19 protein-coding genes are annotated in these 20,129 nt (G+C 32.4%); 5 read left to right on the plus strand and 14 right to left on the minus strand.

Going from position 1 to position 20,129, the window contains the following annotated elements; translation table 11 throughout:
- Positions 1-7: 7 nt before the first annotated feature.
- The 5 genes from proB to rpe all read left to right on the plus strand — a co-directional run bounded on the left by proB (position 8) and on the right by rpe (position 4,471).
- On the plus strand, positions 8-787 hold the full coding sequence (gene proB, locus DFQ09_RS01290; protein WP_115807781.1) for a glutamate 5-kinase: 780 nt from the start codon (positions 8-10) through the stop codon (positions 785-787).
- Positions 788-890: 103 nt separating this feature from the next.
- The gene (locus tag DFQ09_RS01295; RefSeq protein ID WP_115807782.1) at positions 891-2,090 is read left to right on the plus strand and encodes a glutamate-5-semialdehyde dehydrogenase; all 1,200 of its coding nucleotides are present in this window, start codon (positions 891-893) and stop codon (positions 2,088-2,090) included.
- An 88-nt stretch (positions 2,091-2,178) separates the two neighbouring features.
- A complete protein-coding gene (locus DFQ09_RS01300) occupies positions 2,179-2,553 on the plus strand; it encodes a hypothetical protein (RefSeq protein ID WP_115807783.1) in 375 nt (124 codons plus the stop codon).
- Positions 2,554-2,648: 95 nt separating this feature from the next.
- Positions 2,649-3,512, plus strand: coding sequence for a sigma-70 family RNA polymerase sigma factor (locus tag DFQ09_RS01305; protein ID WP_020895716.1), 864 nt, complete (start codon positions 2,649-2,651; stop codon positions 3,510-3,512).
- Between the two features lie 296 nt (positions 3,513-3,808).
- Positions 3,809-4,471, plus strand: a complete 663-nt coding sequence (gene rpe / locus DFQ09_RS01310; RefSeq protein ID WP_115807784.1) for a ribulose-phosphate 3-epimerase — start codon at positions 3,809-3,811, stop codon at positions 4,469-4,471.
- Between the two features lie 461 nt (positions 4,472-4,932).
- Here rpe and DFQ09_RS01320 read toward each other — a convergent pair whose 3' ends face one another.
- From DFQ09_RS01320 to DFQ09_RS19135, 14 genes are all read right to left on the minus strand, one after another.
- Entirely contained in the window at positions 4,933-5,352 is a 420-nt protein-coding gene (locus tag DFQ09_RS01320; protein WP_115807786.1) for a CBS domain-containing protein, read from the minus strand.
- Positions 5,353-5,450: 98 nt separating this feature from the next.
- Positions 5,451-7,787, minus strand: coding sequence for a GumC family protein (locus DFQ09_RS01325; protein ID WP_115807787.1), 2,337 nt, complete (start codon positions 7,785-7,787; stop codon positions 5,451-5,453).
- 1 nt (position 7,788) lies between these two features.
- Entirely contained in the window at positions 7,789-8,547 is a 759-nt protein-coding gene (locus tag DFQ09_RS01330; RefSeq protein WP_115807788.1) for a polysaccharide biosynthesis/export family protein, read from the minus strand.
- 72 nt (positions 8,548-8,619) lie between these two features.
- Positions 8,620-9,741, minus strand: a complete 1,122-nt coding sequence (locus DFQ09_RS01335) for a glycosyltransferase family 4 protein (protein WP_115807789.1) — start codon at positions 9,739-9,741, stop codon at positions 8,620-8,622.
- Positions 9,742-9,832: 91 nt separating this feature from the next.
- Positions 9,833-10,582, minus strand: coding sequence for a glycosyltransferase family 2 protein (locus tag DFQ09_RS01340; RefSeq protein WP_115807790.1), 750 nt, complete (start codon positions 10,580-10,582; stop codon positions 9,833-9,835).
- A complete protein-coding gene (locus DFQ09_RS01345; protein ID WP_115807791.1) occupies positions 10,583-11,134 on the minus strand; it encodes a WcaF family extracellular polysaccharide biosynthesis acetyltransferase in 552 nt (183 codons plus the stop codon).
- A 14-nt stretch (positions 11,135-11,148) separates the two neighbouring features.
- Positions 11,149-12,099 (minus strand): UDP-glucuronic acid decarboxylase family protein, encoded by a 951-nt coding sequence (locus DFQ09_RS01350; protein ID WP_115807792.1) that lies wholly within the window; start codon positions 12,097-12,099, stop codon positions 11,149-11,151.
- Positions 12,100-12,103: 4 nt separating this feature from the next.
- The gene (locus DFQ09_RS01355) at positions 12,104-13,261 is read right to left on the minus strand and encodes a glycosyltransferase (protein ID WP_115807793.1); all 1,158 of its coding nucleotides are present in this window, start codon (positions 13,259-13,261) and stop codon (positions 12,104-12,106) included.
- A 5-nt stretch (positions 13,262-13,266) separates the two neighbouring features.
- Positions 13,267-14,250 (minus strand): glycosyltransferase family 4 protein, encoded by a 984-nt coding sequence (locus tag DFQ09_RS01360; protein WP_115807794.1) that lies wholly within the window; start codon positions 14,248-14,250, stop codon positions 13,267-13,269.
- A complete protein-coding gene (locus tag DFQ09_RS01365; protein ID WP_147298305.1) occupies positions 14,234-15,511 on the minus strand; it encodes an O-antigen polysaccharide polymerase Wzy in 1,278 nt (425 codons plus the stop codon). The genes DFQ09_RS01360 and DFQ09_RS01365 overlap by 17 nt, the downstream gene beginning before the upstream one ends.
- Before the next feature lie 535 nt (positions 15,512-16,046).
- Positions 16,047-17,150 (minus strand): glycosyltransferase family protein, encoded by a 1,104-nt coding sequence (locus tag DFQ09_RS01370; RefSeq protein ID WP_115807796.1) that lies wholly within the window; start codon positions 17,148-17,150, stop codon positions 16,047-16,049.
- A complete protein-coding gene (locus DFQ09_RS01375) occupies positions 17,147-18,160 on the minus strand; it encodes a CgeB family protein (RefSeq protein ID WP_115807797.1) in 1,014 nt (337 codons plus the stop codon). Before DFQ09_RS01375 ends, DFQ09_RS01370 begins: the two co-directional genes overlap by 4 nt.
- An 8-nt stretch (positions 18,161-18,168) precedes the next feature.
- Positions 18,169-19,197: a glycosyltransferase gene (locus DFQ09_RS01380; protein ID WP_115807798.1), complete on the minus strand. Its 1,029-nt coding sequence runs from the start codon at positions 19,195-19,197 to the stop codon at positions 18,169-18,171.
- Positions 19,197-19,949, minus strand: coding sequence for an acyltransferase (locus DFQ09_RS19135; RefSeq protein WP_115807799.1), 753 nt, complete (start codon positions 19,947-19,949; stop codon positions 19,197-19,199). Before DFQ09_RS19135 ends, DFQ09_RS01380 begins: the two co-directional genes overlap by 1 nt.
- Positions 19,950-20,129 lie beyond the last annotated feature (180 nt).

Below are 20,129 nucleotides of genomic sequence, written 5' to 3' on the forward strand. Positions count from 1 at the left end.
AAAATTTATGGATAAAGAGATAAAACGTGTGGTCGTAAAAGTAGGTACCAACGTATTAACTAATAAAGATAATAGAATTTTAGGTCCAGTACTTCGAGAATTGGTAAGACAAATTGCTGTCCTATATGAAGAAAACATTATGGTTATCTTGGTTTCATCGGGTTCTGCCATGGCAGGCATGGAAATTTTAGGCGAAACTAACATTAAAGATAAATCCATAAGACGACAAGTCTATTCTGCAGTAGGTCAGCCACGAATGATGAGACACTATTATAGTCTTTTTCACGACTATGGCATGCGATGTGCACAAGTATTAGCTACAAAACGCGATTTTGATATCGGTAAACACCGTGAAAACATGATTAATTGTTATGAAGGTTTACTTGCTGAAGGTGTCATTCCGATCGCTAATGAAGATGATGCTGTATCGCTTACGATGTCTATGTTTTCTGATAATGATGAGTTGGCAAGTTTGGTAGCAGAACTTATTGATGCCGATCGATTAATCATTCTATCGGATACAGACGGCCTTTATGATGGTAACCCAGACGATGATGATTCAAGGATTCTGAATACGGTAATCACCAATCAGAATGTTGAAAAATATGTTCAAGATTCAAATAAAAAAGAAGGCGAAGGTCGAGGTGGTATGGCTTCAAAACTAAAAATTGCGAAAGGCACAGCCAATAAAAATATTCCTACGTACATCGCTAATGGTAAGAAAGCAAATGTAATTGTGGATATCATTAATAATAAAGAAGTGGGAACTAAATTTATTTGTGCCTAAATAAATTCAATAGTACTAACTAAAACAAGCATGCTAAACGCTTTATCATCTTTATAGTTGACTAATAGCTGATGGCATGCGATAGTTTATAAAATTAAAACACATGAAACTTTTAAATACAGACATAAAAAATAAAGTCTTAAAATCAATGCTTCAGATTTTAGAGCGCGAACGAACCTCTATTATCGAAGCGAATAAAAAAGATTTGAATGCTTTTGAAAAAGAAGACCAAGCGTTATACGATCGTTTAATTGTGAACAATAAAAAGGTAGATGAAATGATTGCTGCTGTAGAAGCTGTGATGCTTCAAGACGATCCTGTTGGAAAAGAAATAACGAACAGAACCTTGAAAAACAATTTAAACATTGTTAATACCACAGCACCTTTCGGTACTATTCTAATTATTTATGAATCACGACCAGATGTTACTATCGAGGCGGCTGTTTTAGCATTTAAAGCGAATAATAAAATATTACTTAAAGGAGGAAAAGAAGCCTTAAATAGTAACCTTATTTTAGAAAAGTGCTGGCATGAAGCCTTAGAAGAAAACGGATTATCTAAAGATTGGATTAAACTTTTACATTTAAAACGTGAGGAAACCCAGGCCTTTCTTAAGAACCCTACAGAACCATTAGATTTAATTGTACCTCGTGGTGGCGAGCGTTTAATCAATTTTGTAAAAACAAATGCTACCTGTGCTGTCTTAATAAGCGGACGTGGTAATAACTTTTTATATGTCTCTGAACATGCTGATTGGAGTAAAGCGGTGAACGTTATCATCAATGCAAAAACAGATAAAATCTCTGGATGTAATGCTTTAGACAAAGTTCTAGTCAATAAGAACCTACCACAATATGAAATCAAACTAAAAATGCTTCAAGAAAAATTAGAACAGCATAAAGTTGAAATCATAGTGGATAAAAAAGTATCTCATATTTTATCTGAAAAAGAAACCGTTTCCAATCTAGATATATGGCATGAAGAGTTTTTAGCTTTAAAATTACTTATTGGAGAAGTAGACTCTTTAGATGACGCCATTGCGATGATTAACACGTATTCGGGGAAACACTCCGCCTCAATTATCACAGAAGACAAGACAGAAGCGATGACCTTTATGCACAATGTAGATAGTGCTGCGGTATATCATAATGCTTCAACCCGATTTACCGATGGAGGCCAAATGGGAGTTGGTGCTGAATTAGCCATTAGTACAGATAAATTACATCACCGTGGCCCTTTAGGTTTAAACCAATTGGTAACAAATAAATATTATGTTTATGGAGATGGACAGGTTAGAATTTAGAAATTGAACGTACATAAAACAAGCGCTCATTCTAAGTTTTAAGCCTAATAATTAGGATTTTACATGAAAAAACCTTATACTATTGGTTATGATTACACAAGACAAAATTAAATACGCGGAAGAATTAAGTACATCAATATCTTATCTTGAAAATTTAGGTTACTCTAATATCAAGGCCGATTTAGAAGGCTATGAAACGCCTAAATCTTATCACAAAAAAGGGAGTGATATCGATGTTACTCCAGACATTGTTGCAGAGAAAGAGGGACGTAAACATATTTTTGATCTCAGTTTAAAATCTGAAAAGCCCCGATTATTAAAATCAAAATGGTTATTTTTAAATACCTTAAGTAAAATTAAATCCTATCGATTTAGACTCATAACAATGAAAGGACATTATAAATTCACCAATGAAACTGTAGATGCGATTAATCTTGATACCGTAAAACTGGTAAAAATTTAAAAGTTTTTTTTATTATTGTGTAACATTTTATTGCTTTCTTACGTATAATAAAAGCAACACGTGTTGTGTTTAAATTACACAAATCTTAAAATTAAATGAGACAACTTAAAATTACCAAGCAGGTTACCAATAGGGAAACCGCATCATTAGATAAATATTTACAAGAAATTGGTAAAGTAGATCTTATTACAGCAGACGAAGAGGTAGAATTAGCTCAACGTATTAAAGCTGGAGATCAACTCGCTTTAGAAAAATTAACTAAAGCTAACTTACGTTTTGTGGTTTCTGTTGCAAAGCAATATCAAAATCAAGGATTAACATTACCAGATTTAATAAATGAAGGAAATTTGGGTTTAATTAAAGCAGCGCAACGTTTTGATGAAACACGTGGTTTTAAATTCATTTCTTATGCTGTTTGGTGGATTAGACAATCTATATTACAAGCATTAGCGGAACAGTCCCGTATTGTACGTTTACCGTTAAACAAGATTGGTTCTATTAATAAAATTAATAAGACTTTTGCCTTTTTAGAGCAAAGCCATGAGCGTCCACCTTCTGCGGAAGAAATCGCTAAAGAATTAGACATGACTATTAACGATGTTAAGGAGTCTATGAAAAATTCTGGTCGTCACGTCAGTATGGATGCTCCTTTAGTAGAAGGTGAGGATTCTAACTTATATGATGTATTACGAAGTGGAGAATCCCCAAATCCGGATAGAGATTTATTACATGAATCTTTACGAACTGAGATTGAACGCGCTTTAGAAACATTAACACCTCGTGAAGCTGATGTTGTTCGTTTATATTTTGGGTTGGGTAATCAACATCCAATGACTTTAGAAGAGATTGGAGAGACTTTCGAATTAACTCGTGAGCGTGTAAGACAAATTAAAGAAAAAGCTATTAGACGTTTAAAGCACACGTCTAGAAGTAAAATATTAAAAACATATTTAGGTTAATTCAGACTACGTTCAATTACCAAACAACGAAGCACTTAAGCAAATTCTTTGCTCATAGCCTATACTGAAGTAACACATAAAGACACATTTAGGTTAGGATTTCGTATCTTTAACGACCAACCTATAAAGGTAACAACAGTTACAAACATAACTGTTCGTTTTTTGATTGATGAAAGAACCCACGGCTGATTACCGTGGGTTCACTTTTTTAATATCTTTCAGGTTCTAATTAAAATTGATCAAATTAATCCTCACATTTTAATTACCTTTGCATAAACCTAATAGAACCTCATTTAATGACTTCAAAATTAATTGCCCCCTCAATGTTAGCAGCCGATTTTGGCAACTTGCAACGTGATACTGAAATGGTTAATAATAGTGATGCCGATTGGTTTCATATCGATGTAATGGATGGTCACTTTGTACCAAACATTTCTTATGGAATGCCAGTAATTGCTGCTATAAAAAAGCATGCAACTAAACCGTTAGACGTTCACTTGATGATTGAAAAACCAGAACGTTATATTGAAGAATTTGCAAAAGTTGGAGCAGATATTATCACTGTACATTATGAATCTACCGTTCATTTGCATAGAACATTAAGGCAAATTAAAGATGCTGGTTGTAAAGCTGGAATTGTTCTTAATATAACCACACCTCTAACTGTTTTAGAAGACATTTTACCAGAATGTTTTATGGTTTTATTGATGTCTATAAACCCTGGATTTGGTGGTCAAAAATTTGAAGACATTACTTATAAGCGTGTTAAAAATCTTCGAAAAATGATAGATGACCAAGGTTTAGATACACGTATTGAAATCGATGGAGGTGTTACTGATAAAAATATCAAAAAACTAGTGGAAGCTGGTGCTGATACTTTTGTTGCGGGCAGCCACGTTTTTAAAAGTGATAACCCTACAGCGACTATTAAAGCCTTAAAGGATTTAGCTAACTCTTAAAAGAGAAGTGATCCGAATAGCATAACTACAACTAAAATATCCAATTGAGCGCAATCACAATACATTCGACATCTATTTTTTAGATTGCGCTCAAATCGACAACTTTAAATTTTGTAGTGCTCTTTTTTACAAATGTTTTAATACATAATTGATTACATCTGTTGATGTATATTATCCATACACTATCTATACACTATCTATGGAGTATCTATGGAGTATCTATGGAGTATCTATGGAGTATCTATGGAGTATCTATGGAGTATCTATGGAGTATCTATGGAGTATCTATGGATACCATATCAAAAGGGTTTTATAAAAAGGCTTCCCTTAAAATAACTTATACTCCTACTTTTAAACGTAGTTCTCAAACTTCGTTTTGTTCTCTCTATCTAAAACAAGCACCTTCTAGTATACACTTTTAGATACTCTATTCCCCAAGGAATTAACAATAACTGCTTAGTTTATAATTCCTTTAATAAATAATTGATTAAATCTGTGGTTGTTACAATTCCAACTAATCGGTCGTCATCTACTACAGGTAACGCATGAAATTCTTTTTGAGCTAAAATCATAGCGACATCTTTTATACTTGCATCTGAAGACACTGTAATCACATTTTTAGCCATTACCTGCTCGATTGTAAACATATTATAGACCAATGCTTCAATCTCCGTTTCGGTTTCATCTACGGCATCAGCAAAGCTAATCCGCAACAAATCCGTATAACTTAACATACCTAGAATGGTCTCATCCTTCACTACCGGAATATGCCTGATCTTATGTCTTTTAAATAGAAGTTCTGCCGTCTCAAGTTCATCATCTTTTTTAAGCGTAATGATTTTGGTTGACATAATTGTAGAAACTGATTGGATATTTTTCATGACTTTGTTTTTATAATTCACTATTAAAAGTAAATTATAAAGTCTTGATAAAGTATGATAAATATCACGTCTGTGAAATAGACTAATGTATTAAGAAACTACTCCTTACTACCGTAACCGTAATTGTAACCATAATTGTACCCATAGCCATAAGAACTCCCTAAACCTACACTATTAATAACATAAGCCATATTCTTTAACTTACCAGACTCCGAAAGATCTTTAGAGAATTTTAAAAGATTCTTCTCCGTGTAATTCGCTCGAGTTAAATAAATAGTCGCATCTGCTAATTGAGAGATTAACATGGTGTCGGTCACCAAAATTGTTGGAGCTGTATCTACAATAATATAATCGTATTCTTCTTTTGCTTCTTCTATCAGTTTTGTAAAACGCCCATTTGTCAGTAGATGCGCTGGATTTGGAGGAATACTTCCCGAAAGGATTATATGGTGATTAGGATGTTTTTCAAAACCCCGAATTAAGGCATCTTTCCAATTGTAGTTAATATCATGTAAATAATTGGATAAGCCTGGTTTGTGTTTATCCTGATCAATATGTGTATGAATTTGTGGGTTTCTTAAATCCGCACCGATTAATAACACCTTTTTATTAATACTAGATAACGCTAAAGACAAGTTTAAACTCACATAGGTCTTTCCTTCCCCTTTAATCGTGGATGTACAGTAGATTACCTTACCCTTGTTATCGTTCTTTACAGGCAGAATATAGTTAACATTAGAGCTTAATATTCTAAATGCTTCAGATTGGGTAGAATTATCCTCGGGATTACTAAAAATAAGTTGTTCTGATTTCGCTTTTGGTAACTCCCCTACAATTGGCACTTTAGAATTCAATTGCATAATATCCTCACGGCCTTTTATTTTAGTATCTAACAGAGCGGAAGCATAGATGATTCCAAATGGCACTATTAAACCCAACACAAACGCCACTAAATACGTACTTCTTGAGTTCGGTGATATTGGCCCACCACCAGATATGGCATATTCAACGACTTTAATTGAAGGTTCGGTAATTGCCAAGTTAATCGCTGCTTCCTCACGTTTTTGAAGCAAAAACAAATACAAGGTTTGTTTTATCTCACGTTGTCTCGTGATATCTGTTATTTTCTTTTCTTTCCCCGGTAAACTATAGACTTGTGATGCAAACTTTCTATTCTTACGCGTTAATTGTGCTTTTGAGGCTTCTAACTGTTTAGCGTAAGAATCTATAGATGAAAATATATTCGATTTTAAATCTTGTAGTCTATTGTTTAGGAGCACAACATTGGGGTTGTTTTCACCAGCACTGACAATTAAATTATCACGCTCTAAAACAAGGATATTATAATTATTGACTAAGCCATTAATACTAGAGTTATTAACCCCGATATTAGCCGGAAGTAATTCTGAGTTAGGATTAGGCTTCTCTAATGTTTTCTTAAGTAGATCTGAAAGGATTAATTGATTTTCAGTTTCAAACAACTCCTCGTCAGACAGCGTACGTTGTGAAATTCCTAATTCTGCATCTGATTCTAAAGTAATTAAATTATTCTTTTCCTTATAATCCTTAATACCAAGTTCAATAGAATCTAATTCACGCTCTATCAGATTAAAGCGCTCATCTATAAAATCGATTGTCCTTCTTGAGATATCTTGACGGTCGTTAATACCATCTTCATTAAACACATCTATTAAGGTGTTAAGAATACGCTCGTTCTTAGCTTTACTTTGACTGGTATAACTCAACTGTAGTAAATCACTACCTTTGCCTAGCATACTAATATTAACACCTCCTTTTAAACCTCCTGTAACGGAAGCTATTGGTGCAAATTGAACAATATAGGTTTTTCCTATAAAAGTCTTATTATCTGCTGAAGGCGTCCAGCTTAATTCAAAAGGTAAATTATGCTTGGTTTTTGTGGTATCAAAATTTGGAAACACTATAGATTTTTCAGTACTCGACGGAGTCACCTCAAATGCCTGAGGCTTCACCTCTATCTTATATGATGACCAGCTATAAATACTATCGTTACTTATTGTTTTAAGAATATTAAACGGCAAATGGTTTATTTCTGTAGTAAGCACATTTCCTTCATCAAAATAACGCATCGTTAAATCTAGGCGATCCACAACGTTCTCAATAATGCGATAGGATTTTAAAATTTCTATCTCATTTTCTAAGTTTATATTTGAACGGTTAAATATAAAGGCAGATGATGGTAACTCTAATCCTTTGGTCTTATTTAAAATCTTAATTTTTGCGCTTGCACTGTAAACCTTTGGTGTATATCTCAAATATATAAAAGCCCCTATAAGTGCCACGACACTACCTAAAGCAAACCAATACCAATATCGTAAATATTTGCGTATTTCCGTTTTTATAAATTCCCCTTGATCACCACTTTTTTGGAAATTACTCTCTTCCATCTGACTCATCTTATTTCGTAATTAAGACCACTGAAGTTAATAAAATAGAAACTACAGACAATAAAGTACCTATATTCCCTATAAAACCAGCGCTTTTAACTTTTGGATTATTAGGATTAACGATGATAACATCATTAGGTTTAATAAAATTATAAGGTCCCTCTAACCAATCCGCGGACGTCAAATCTATATGCGTAATCTGCCTCACCCCTTCTTCATCTCTCATAATCATTATATCCTCACGTTTACCATTAATCGTTAAATCTCCTGCATATCCGAGAGCTTGTAGTAAGGTGATATTTTGTTCTGTAAAATTAAAGGTTCCGGGCTGATTCACTTGCCCTAATACCGTCACTTTTGCATTAATTAACCTAACATCTACTGTAGGATTTCTCAGATGCCCCTCATCCTCTAGTTTCTTTTTAAGGAACTCAGCAAAATTCTGAGTTGTCATATTAGCCACAGACAATATCCCTAAAACAGGAAAATTAATTGTCAAATTTTCAGACACTAAATAGCCATCAAGCTGCAATAAATCAACACTGACACCACCAGCGCTAGCCGACACCTTATTATAAGGAATTACGGACTCAGGAACTAACGCACTTACCGTAATACGCAACACATCATTAGGTAAGATTCTTGCATTAGCATAACTAATTTCCTTATTTGTATACTGTTCTGCATCTTGAAGATATAAAATTTCTTTCTTACCTACACAAGAAGAGATTAGTATACAGCATAATAAACTATAAAAGTATTTGGACATTTGTAAGTGTTTAATAAGATGACAAATATAAGTGGTAAAAAACTATTCACAAAGTAATAGCCATACTACTAATTAATTAGAAACTCCCATAGATTTATTTTCCTTCTCCCCTCTTATCCAGTTGAATATAAAGTATAACGAATATAAAATCGTCCCACTCATAAGCAGTGTTGCTAATTGCCAGTTAATCTCCCAATTTCTGATCAAAAAGGTTATTACGATAAGAATACTATTTGTAATCACAATAATAGCTGTGGTTTGTCTATGAGAAAAACCCAAAATCAAGAAGCGATGATGTAAATGATTTCTATCTGCTGCAAAGGGACTTTTTTTGTGAATCACTAAACGGATAAAGAAAATACGCAAGGTATCTAACAACGGAAAAAACAAAAAGGATAGTACTAATATCGGTGACGAATTGTGATAAATAGCATCAGGAGACAATTCTGACCTATTAATAAACCGAACGGCGAATACTGCAATTATAAAACCTAAGATCATGGAACCAGTATCCCCCAAAAACATTTTGTTCCGCTTTGAAAAATTCAAATACAAAAAAGGAATTAGCGCGCCAATTACTGAGGCTGCTAAAACCACCATGCTAATATCTTTATAGTTATAAAATACATAAGAAAAAGACACAATAGCCATTAAAGCCAACGTCCCTGCAAGGCCATCTATACCATCAATTAAATTAAAGGCATTTATAATTAAAATATATACAAACAGTGTAAATACCACAGACACCCAGTACGGCATAATATTGACATCAAAAATACCCGATAAGCTCACAATACGTGTGTCTGTAAAAAGGATAAGCAATAATGCGGCTAATAATTGACCTGTAAATTTTTTACGAGGAGACAAAATAAGGATATCATCTTTTAATCCTAGAAAAAACAATAAGGTCAGACCACCCAGAATTAATAATAAGATTTTAGTATCCAATACCGCTCCAATTGTTGTGATTGTCACTGCAATACTGAGAAATATCCCAATACCACCAAGGTTTGGAACACTCCCAGAGTGGCTGCTTCGTCCTCCTGAAAAAGCCATTAAATTTTTAGATTTTGCGACATTAATTATAGCAGGATAACTTGTACTAGATACAAAAAATGAAATAAAAATAGCTAGTAAAAAAAGCCAGCCTATGTGATCTTGTGGAATAAAATTCTCGAGTAATTCTTTTACCATTTCGTTTACTTCTACTTTTTTTTTTGGTAAATATCTGTTAAATATTTTTAACCGATGTAATTTAAGAGTTAGGATATGCAAACAAATCGATTTAAGCACCGAATTGCTTGATTTTACTTACATTTTTTAGTAGAATCGTCCACCAATTGCCTGTTTGATTAGCCTTTATTGCTCGGTAATCTTCTTTCGATTTTTGAAAAATATTTTTCAAACTTCTATTACTCGCACCTCCAACACGCATCTTAACAATGGTTTTTGGTAAATAGAAAAAGTTTAAGTTGGTCTGCTTAAATATACGTAAAATAAAATCATAATCTGCTGCAATTTTAAAATTCACATCAAACATGCCATAATCATCATACAAACTCTTTTTCAAATACAATGTAGGGTGTGCAGGCATCCATCCGTCTTTAAGCAACTTGTAACTAAATGGTTGACTGACCCAGTTTCTTATAATTTTATCTGTATTTTCTAAAGCTACATAATGTAAATCACCGTAAACACCGTCTACCTCCTTAGTTTCAAAGGCTTCAACAATTGAGGCTATAATAGTTGCTTCTGCTAAAAAATCATCGGAATGTACAAAGCCAATAATCTCTCCTGTTGCTTTTGCTATTCCTTTATTTAAGGCATCATAAATGCCATTATCAGATTCAGAACTTAGTTTTATATGAGGGAACTTTTCTGCAGCGGCATTCAGTTTACTTAATGTTTCTGCGTTGGACCCCCCATCTACAATGATATATTCAATATTAGGGTAGGTTTGGTTCAATACAGAATTCATGCAGGTATCAATAGTCTTTTCACTATTATATACTGCGGTGATTATAGAGACTTTCATTTAGGGCATTTTAAATTGACGTGTTTTTACTTTTACAGCAGGATTTCCACTATAGATACTATAGGCTTCTAAATTGGTTGTTGCCATAGATCCCATACTTAATATGGCATGACTTTCAAATATTACACCTGGTGCCACACTACATTTTGCTCCGACCCAACTGCCATCTTTTAAATGAATTGGCGCGACAAACAAGTCGAAACTTGAGGTTTTATAGTTATGATTTCCACAAAGTAATAAGGCACCTTGCGATATACACACATGGTCTCCTAAGGTTACTTGATCTAGATTATCTATCCAAACCCCTTCCCCTATCCAACAATGATTTCCTATACTCAGTTTCCAGGGATATTTGATGGTGACTTTAGGTTTAATCACTACACCCTCTCCTATTGTAGCTCCAAACCGTTTCAACCAAAATAGCTTTAATCCTGAAGATATATTCCATCCTCCTTCAAAAAAAATTAAACTCACCACATACCAAAGCGTGCGCTTGATTTTAGAGCCTGGCTGATACCAACTATTGTTGTATGTCGAAAGATCCGTTTTCACTAATTAAAAATTAGTTAAGCTTTATTAGCTTTAATCAGCTCATCAAAATAGGCAATTGTTTTTCCTAAGCCTTCCTTAAGATGCACATTTGGCTCCCATCCGTTTAACTCCTTTTTCGCCAAATCTATATTAGGTTGACGTTGCATAGGATCGTCTTGCGGTAACGGCAAGTGAATAATTTTAGATTTTGAGTTGGTTAACTCAATAACCTCTTGCGCTAACTCTAGCATCGTAAACTCTACTGGATTCCCAATATTTACAGGCCCTGCGAAACCATCTCTACTATTCATCATGCGTATCATCCCTTCCACTAAGTCATCAACAAATTGAAAGCTTCGTGTTTGTGTGCCTTCACCAAAGATTGTGATATCATCTCCCTTTAAGGCTTGCATAATAAAGTTAGACACCACACGGCCGTCTTGAGGATGCATACGTGGCCCGTAGGTATTGAATATTCTAATAATTTTTATATCAACTTCATTCTGTTTGTGGTAATCCATAAACAAGGTCTCAGCACAACGTTTTCCTTCATCATAACAAGAACGCAATCCTATAGGATTCACATTTCCCCAATAACTTTCTGGTTGTGGGTGAACACTAGGATCTCCATACACTTCGCTCGTTGAGGCTTGCAAAATTTTAGCTCCTACACGTTTTGCTAAACCTAACATATTAATCGCTCCCATAACCGATGTTTTTATCGTCTTTATAGGGTTGTATTGGTAATGTACAGGTGACGCAGGACAGGCTAAGTTATAGATTTCATCGACCTCAATCATATACGGATTAATAATATCATGACGTACCAGCTCAAAATAATGGTGGTCCATTAAATGTTCTATATTACGCTTGGATCCTGTAAAGTAGTTATCTAAACAGATCACTTCGTTACCTTCGTAAAGTAAGCGTTCACATAAATGTGAGCCTACAAAACCAGCTCCTCCAGTGACTAAAATCCTTTTCATGTATTTATTCTTTATTATTCGGGTTCAAAAATAAGGCTTTATTTTGTTCTAAGACTATTGGATTATTAATAACATTTTTTGCATACTGAAATGCAGCTTTAGACCATTTTAAATAGTCTGAATTAGACATTTCTATAGCTTCCTTCCAGGCCTCAATAATATCCGATTCTTTTTTGATATTAACATCCCATCCTAAATACTGGGATCTTAAATTTTTCCAAGGGGTACAATTAGATATTAGAACAGGACACCCAACAGACAAGCCTTCCAATATGGCATGTCCGAAGTTTTCACCTTCAGATAGCAATACAAAGAAATCATATTTATTAACAACCTGAGGCACCTGTTCACTATCTAACACCCCCTGATATGTGACTTTAATATCATTAGGCAACTTCTTAATTATAGTTTTGCAGGCTTCCCAATAGGCTGGATCATAGATTGGCCCATATAAATCTAAAATCAACGGTTTATTTAATTGCTGTAATGCCGATAGCATCACCAAAGTCCCTTTTTCAATAGAAATTCGACCTACATTAACAAACGTAGTGGGACTTTGTTTTTGTAATTTTAATTGTATATCTAGATTTGATTTACGAGGTAAATTTGGTGCTACTTTAACTAAACTATTCCTAAATATTATAGATTTAATATGTGCTTGTTCATCTAAATTAGTAGCATGAAAACTCACCTTATTATAAAACCCTAAACGTTTAAATACGTTTAAAAACAATTTCTTTCTCTTTCCTTTAACTGAAAATGCCTGTGGATTAAGCATCCCCCTTGCGGATATTATTATAGGCTTTTTAAACTTTTTTAGTAATACTATTGGAAGTATAGAAAAATAATAACTATAAATACCATTGATATAAGCCACATCAAAATGAATACTCTCAAAAACAGATTTGAAATGTGATTTTGACAGCCTATCTGGTGATATATAGTACACTTTAGTATATGCATTTAAGGACACCCAACTATTTGGTGTAATATTCTCATAAGATTTAGTAGAGCCATAATCTGTATTCCGTGTTATAATATAAAATTCAAAATCGTCATTGAGATGATCTATCAAATTAGCATAAGACCGAACCGGACCACCAGAACGGGTGCCAGGCAAAAACCAATCTATGGTGATTAATATTTTTTTTCGATTTGACATGACTATTATAGTTCTTTATAGATTTTTATATATTGCTTTGCTATAGTTTTTAACTGAAAGCGCTGAATATTACTGTACCCTTTATTAATTAAACTATTTCGATAATTTACATCTAACATAATGCGTTCGATTCCATTTCTTATGGAAGTCACACTATAAGGATCTACTAAAGAGGCCGAATTTTGAGCAACCTCTAACATCGCTCCAAAATTAGACGTCACAACAGGGCGACCGGTTGCTTGAGCTTCAATTATGGGCATTCCAAAGCCTTCATAGGTTGACGGAAAACACAGCATATCACATTGTGCATAAGCATCAATAATTTCTTGCTGTGATAATTGCACTCCATTTAAATAGGGTATCATTAACTTATCTAATTGTGCTTTTTGATTTGCTGTTAATTGTCCTATAATATGAAGTTGGCATTTTAAACCTGTAACAGCATTAAAAATGCGCTCTAGATTTTTATTACTTTTTGTACCAACACATAAAATAGTTGGCAGCTCGTTATTAAAGGTATAATCAGACCTAGTATACGCCTCATTTACAGGATTAGAAACCACCTGTATTTTACGCTTAGCAAACGGAATAATTTCGGTTAATTCTTTCTTTGTAAACTCAGAGATTACTATAATACGTTTCACAAAAAGTGCTGGAATCCAAAACCATAACAATTTAATGTAAAGTTTTTTAAAAGCACCACCTTTTAGTGCAGAGCCTATATCGTGTATCGTTAAAACCGTTTTAGAACCTGTAACTAGAGCTAAGTAGTGGACGTCTCCGGTAATATGCACTATTGAAGTTTTTGATGCTTTAAAACCAATACAATTTCTCAGTATGGTTATTGGTGAGCCTCCTGTATATTTTGTATAAGAGATCTCTGTAGAGAAAGATTCTGCAACTTTGTTAATTATCGTTGTATACAAGCTCTCAATACTGTGATATTGTGGCTGGGATTTGCGTAAAATATAATTAACGGTCTTCTGCATTGATAACGTTTAAATTTAATATTTTCTTGGTAAACCATAAAAACAGAAACACCAAAATAGTCGATTTAACTAAGTGATTCAAAACCACCACTAATTCTGTTTCGGCTTTTACAACTTGAAAAAATATCAACGGTAAGAAAAAAAATATGATCATATTATGTTCTATTTTCTTCGACAAAAACAACCATACCCAACCTAACACACACCCCCAGATACCCATAAAAAACATACCACCTACTCTTCCATAATTAGCATAGCCTTCACCAATCAAACTCATGCCCATTGATGTAGAGCTTCCTAATTCTATTCCTGTATATTTTTCAAAATTTTCCACACCTCCAGCTATCTTTTTATTCGGCGTCAAAAATCGTGGTAATAAAGATGCCATAATAGCTTCATTAACTGTAGATCCATCGGCATAAGCTTGCATCCTAGGAGTATGTTCCATGATAGCACTGATAATCCATCCTTGGTTAAGACGCACGTTTAATTCTCCTTGTTCCTCAGTATTTTCAGACAGTCCACCAGAGAGACGCTTGCTTAAAATATCGATAAATAATGTGGTGTAACTTCCACTATACCCTCCCCAAACCAACGTTCTATAATCTGATTTAACAGCCTGTATAATAGTACTCATAAAAAAACCAGTTAATAAAATAATGACATTAAGTTTAAACGATGGTTTCTTTTTATAAGCCCAAAACATATAAAAGAATGTGCCCCATAATATTAGATCGTGAAACATTGCGCTTCTTAATGAAGAAGACACTAATAATCCTATAGCCGCAAAAAAAACATAACGATGTTTTTTTTTCTTTGAAAAAAACAAAAGTATAGCACCTACAAATTTAAAATTTGCCAATAAGAAAAAAATAAATTTCAAACCACCTGGTGCAATTGACCTTAATATATCAGATGCAAAACCAACAATTACTAAAATAACGGCATAATTTGAGTATTTATAAAAGGTTTCAATAGGTAATGGTTTCATTTTAAGTTTTCGTAACCATATATAAATAACAATAACCAAAGCCAAATACGCAGGGACTGCATATTGCATATACTCTATTTCATCAACATACATATAGTACTTAAAATGCTGAAAACTTGTCCTATATTCGATGTAAGGCCCTACTACCCATTGTAAGCCAGCAATGAGCAGTAACAATTCTAATATAGGAATAGAATTACCTAAGGCCTTTATAAACCTGTAACTCACATAACAAACAGTTATTATTCCTACAATTGACCAAAACATCATATTTATATTCTATTCGATTATAAAGACACATAGTTCTATCTCACACTTATATGGCTAAAGTTTGTATTTAAAAAAATAATTTCAGATATGCATTTACTGTAAAATGACTTATTTCAGCTTTTTAAACCAAGCTAACATATTTAATAATATTATAATATTGAATTAACTATATATCTCTATTATCATATTATTCCTTAATCTCATTGTATTTTAAGCATACTCACAGATTTATCGTGTAAATATATTATTTTTCCAATGTATACCTTTCATATTTAGAGTACTTAAAAATCCGTTATTAAAACCAAATTATATTATGGCTGGGTCCCCTAGATTTTTTCGGGTATTAATTACTTTTAATCTTTACCAGAATATGAAATTTAAATCGTCTAATGTCTGAATATTGTCAAACTTAATAGCAAGTGTTTTAGAAGACTAGTTTTCAATAAAATAATTATTAAAAACTCCTTTATATATATATGCTAAAAACAGAACTAGTTGCATCTAAACAAGCAAAATTCATATAAAACCAAACTTATTATTTTATTAACGACTTAATTAGTGGTCTCAAAGCTTGATTTGCAATGTAAACATGTTTTTTGTCTTCTTTCCCTTTAAAAACCACATTATCATAATTAAAATCCGGTATATTTTCAAAATCTATTGAAACTACATCTTCTTCTGCATATGTTCTAATACCTAACATTTTATTAGAATACCACACTTGTAAATTACAAACTAAATATTCAAACAGTTTGTTAGGCGCATTATATTTAAAGTTTTCAGTCAGTGCCTTATAAAGAATCAACCCTATGTCATAAGAATTCAGTAAATCAGGGATTTCTTGATACTCAACACCTGAATCATAAAAATTAATATATTTACTCTTTATTGAATTCAAATATTCTAACGTCTCTACATTGTAATTGTAACCATAGATATCAAAAAGAATATCTCCATTTTTTGATATTACCCAATTGCAGTATTCTTTTATATATGAATAATCTAATGACAATGTCCCGATATAAACTGTTCTTAATGGTTTTTCTTTATGCATCTTTTTGCGCTTTATAGACCAATTTAAAGGAGGGTAATTGGGAAGTATTTCACAAACTGCAGAGTTAATCATAGGATGATCTTTTAAAAACAGATTCATTCGGTCTTGATTAGTTTGCGAAATCCAATATGCTTTGCTGTATAAAAACCTAGTTTCTAATTTATGGTAATAATTTACGAGCCGCATACCATGTATATACCAATGAGGGCTAAAATACTCATGATAATGTATGAGAATTTCCACTGACTGATTGAAAAATCTCTTATAAATATACACCGGCCATACAGAAAAACTTTCAAAGTAAACAATCTTAGATGGTCGAAAAAACAGCAATCCAAAAAGGCATTTAAGATTAAATAGGAAATACTGTAAAAGTCTTACAAAACCATTTGAATTAGAGTTTGGCAATATTGTTCTTATAATAGTAGTAAATTTTTCGCTCTTATATTCTTTTCTGTTTTTTGTATTATGAGTTGTCCAAACTTTTAACTTAATATTGTTTGCATTAGAAACTACATCCAAAAAATTTGTTGTAGGTGGATAATACTCAATTGGCATATAATGAATTACAGCTATTTTTTTCATTTCAAAATTAAGTTAAGTAATTCTTTAATAATAGATTCATAGTCATAATTTCCATTTAAAACTGTATTTCTTCCAGAGGCTATTACATTTTTAAGTTCAGCTTGATTTTTAATAAAATAAAATATTTTTTCAATCAAATCTTCTTGATTTTCATAAAAGACAACTTCATCATCTTTATAAAATAAGCGCGTTTCTGCATTTCTTTCAGTAAGTAATGCGGTACCACAAGCAGGTATCTCAAACGTCCTCGTTGTGTGAAGTTCTGGAAAGTTTTTTGATAAAAGCCCTAATCCAAATTTTGAAGACGAAATGAGTTTACTGTATTCTGAACTATAAACGGCATCTCCTATAAACTTTAAATTTTCATTGCCTTTATGCTTTTCTACAAAAGCTTCCCAACCTTTTCCTACCAACTTTAAAGTTAAATTTTGATTGATAATTTGTTCTGCTATTTTTAAGCGAGATGGTTCTGCCAAACCAATAAAGACAATCGCATTATCTTTTTGCTCAAAAGTGTGATAAGGTTTATGAATTTGCTTATCAAAGCCTTGTGTTGTTAATAAGATCTTTTCTTTTGGAATAATACGTTCATACAGTTGTAACTCTTTACTTTTAGTTGTTATGACGTAATCGAAATAAGGTACAGATTGGTTAAAGAGTCTAGATTGGTTTCCGTAAAAAGCCATATCCGGAGTAAAATGGACTAATTTATCTGCCCTTTTTCTAAGTAACTTTGTCGTTTTTGCTGTTAAAAAGACACCTTTATCAATCCAAATTAAATCAAAATATGATGCTTTTAATTCTTTAATTACAAACTTATTTATGACAGCAATAAGCGGCCCAATTTTATATCTAAATCCAAATGATCTAAATAGTTTATTAGATTTAAAAAAAGGCACATGCGTATCTATAACCTGAAAAACGTTAGGTTTTAGAATTTTTTCTATAGTTTTCGCTCGCATTTTACTTGTAGTACCTTCTGAGAACTGACCAATATATAATACTTTCAAATCTATTTCTATGAGATTAGGTTTTCAATACGTTTACAATATGTTTGGGGAGAATAAATGTCTAGCATTACTTCTCTTGCTATTTGAAATTGATTAATATCTAATTTATTCGTAATCGCTATCAAATCTGCACACCAATTATCTAAATCTTTAACCATATAATTTTCTAGATTTAAATTCTGAGCAATACAGCCAATACCACCTGAATTAAACCCAACAAAAGGTTTACCTTGGTTTAGAGCTTCTAAAAAAATCACTCCTAAAGGTTCTTCTTTATTAAAATGCAAAACTAAATCTATATTGGCATACATTTCCGATTTATCACTTACGAAACCTTCAAAACTAACATTTACATGTTTGAAGCTTTCAACTAGGTTTAAAAAAGCAACCACATTCTTATCTGTTTTATCTACATCTCCGTAAAAATAAAAATTAAAATTTTCGTTTTTATTTTTTTCTAGATAGGTAAAAAACTCTTTCATTTCATGAATTCCCTTAGAAGTTGTAAGTCGACCTATAACGCCTACATTCTTAATAGTGATATCATTATATTTATAATTCCATTTTATATTTTCATTAAATGCTCTAGCAGGAGAACTAATGACAACACTTTGTACTTGTACGTGCTCATTTAAAAGGTCTGCAATATATTTTGATGTACTTATTAAATGGATATTAGATCCTATCCCCTTCCACCTTGAAAGAACAGTATCTTCTGTTAAACGCACATGAATATAAAACGATTTCCAAAAAAACAATTTTGATAACCCTATTATATATTTTGAATGACCAGCTTCATTTATATAAACTTTTTTATACTTATATAATAATTTTATAGAAAATAAAAAATAGAAAATAGAAAGCTTATTAAAACTAAAATAACGGTGATTAAATGTATTAGATTTGAGTTTTTCAAATAATCCGTTGGGTTCATTTTTAATGTAAACATCATAACCATTAGTTAATGACAAAAAATTAAACAATGTCTGTTCACTCCCATAAAACTTACCTGATGGGCTTATAATTGCTGTTTTCATTAAATAGTTTTTATCAGTTTAGCTGGATTACCACCAAAAATCGTATTAGGCGGTACACTCTTAGTCACCACAGACCCGGCAGCTACCACAGCTCTTTCTCCAATAGTTACACCTGGTAAAATCTTAGTATTTGCGCCAATCCAACAACCATCTTTTATAAGGACAGGCTCAATATGCAATCCCCCTTTCCAAGATGGTAAATTCTTATCCGTATAATCATGATTATGCGTAAATATGAAACAGTTATTTGCAATAGCTACATTTTCCCCGATACATATATCACCACTCAAATCTAATATCGTATTATTACTTATATTTGAAGACGTACCTATTATCAGTTTGCCTTCAACACCTTTCTCTCTCGAGTAAAGTTGACAGTACGACGATATTGAAACCCCATCTCCTATTTCCCATTTAGAGTTATGTACTCTTACCATGCAATACGGTTCTAAATGAAAATTAGCGCCTGCAGTAAACATGGCATTTTTCTCAACTATTAAATAAGAATTTTGATGTAGATAAGACCGATCACCTAATTGTACATTTCCACTAAAATTAACAAATGCATTTTTTCCTATAGTACAAAAATCGCCAAATTTAGCTTGTCCTCCACCTCGTATATCTAAAGGAAAAGCTACAGAAAACCCCGTTCCAAAAGTTGCTTTTCTAAGTTTCAATAATGCATATGGCGACCTAAATATATTTTTAAATAATGATTTTAAATATTCTAAAACTAGTTTAATAAAATTCATACTATTTTTTAAATTTTGAAAGTAGTCGTTCGGTATTATAATAACCTATTAATTGATAGTATATAACGTCTTCTTGAAAAAATAAGATATTTATCAGGTTTAGACACATTTTTTATCTAAAATTTTAAGTTACCCCATTAAAACCTTATCAATTATCTATTGTGCCATTAATCATGCAAT

Origin of the sequence: Winogradskyella pacifica, from assembly GCF_003386275.1 — a bacterium.
Lineage (GTDB): Bacteria > Bacteroidota > Bacteroidia > Flavobacteriales > Flavobacteriaceae > Winogradskyella > Winogradskyella pacifica.

Bases quoted from the DNA above. Each gene is read 5' to 3' on its own strand.
- rpe (WP_115807784.1), top strand. From the start codon at position 3,809: ATGACTTCAAAATTAATTGCCCCCTCAATGTTAGCAGCCGATTTTGGC.
- proB (WP_115807781.1), top strand. From the start codon at position 8: ATGGATAAAGAGATAAAACGTGTGGTCGTAAAAGTAGGTACCAACGTA.
- DFQ09_RS01380 (WP_115807798.1), bottom strand. From the start codon at position 19,197: ATGAAAACAGCAATTATAAGCCCATCAGGTAAGTTTTATGGGAGTGAA.
- DFQ09_RS01350 (WP_115807792.1), bottom strand. From the start codon at position 12,099: ATGAAAAGGATTTTAGTCACTGGAGGAGCTGGTTTTGTAGGCTCACAT.
- DFQ09_RS01355 (WP_115807793.1), bottom strand. From the start codon at position 13,261: ATGTCAAATCGAAAAAAAATATTAATCACCATAGATTGGTTTTTGCCT.
- DFQ09_RS01320 (WP_115807786.1), bottom strand. From the start codon at position 5,352: ATGAAAAATATCCAATCAGTTTCTACAATTATGTCAACCAAAATCATT.
- DFQ09_RS01300 (WP_115807783.1), top strand. From the start codon at position 2,179: ATGATTACACAAGACAAAATTAAATACGCGGAAGAATTAAGTACATCA.
- DFQ09_RS01325 (WP_115807787.1), bottom strand. From the start codon at position 7,787: ATGAGTCAGATGGAAGAGAGTAATTTCCAAAAAAGTGGTGATCAAGGG.
- DFQ09_RS01330 (WP_115807788.1), bottom strand. From the start codon at position 8,547: ATGTCCAAATACTTTTATAGTTTATTATGCTGTATACTAATCTCTTCT.
- DFQ09_RS01360 (WP_115807794.1), bottom strand. From the start codon at position 14,250: ATGCAGAAGACCGTTAATTATATTTTACGCAAATCCCAGCCACAATAT.
- DFQ09_RS01370 (WP_115807796.1), bottom strand. From the start codon at position 17,150: ATGAAAAAAATAGCTGTAATTCATTATATGCCAATTGAGTATTATCCA.
- DFQ09_RS01335 (WP_115807789.1), bottom strand. From the start codon at position 9,741: ATGGTAAAAGAATTACTCGAGAATTTTATTCCACAAGATCACATAGGC.
- DFQ09_RS19135 (WP_115807799.1), bottom strand. From the start codon at position 19,949: ATGAATTTTATTAAACTAGTTTTAGAATATTTAAAATCATTATTTAAA.
- DFQ09_RS01340 (WP_115807790.1), bottom strand. From the start codon at position 10,582: ATGAAAGTCTCTATAATCACCGCAGTATATAATAGTGAAAAGACTATT.
- DFQ09_RS01305 (WP_020895716.1), top strand. From the start codon at position 2,649: ATGAGACAACTTAAAATTACCAAGCAGGTTACCAATAGGGAAACCGCA.
- DFQ09_RS01295 (WP_115807782.1), top strand. From the start codon at position 891: ATGAAACTTTTAAATACAGACATAAAAAATAAAGTCTTAAAATCAATG.
- DFQ09_RS01365 (WP_147298305.1), bottom strand. From the start codon at position 15,511: ATGATGTTTTGGTCAATTGTAGGAATAATAACTGTTTGTTATGTGAGT.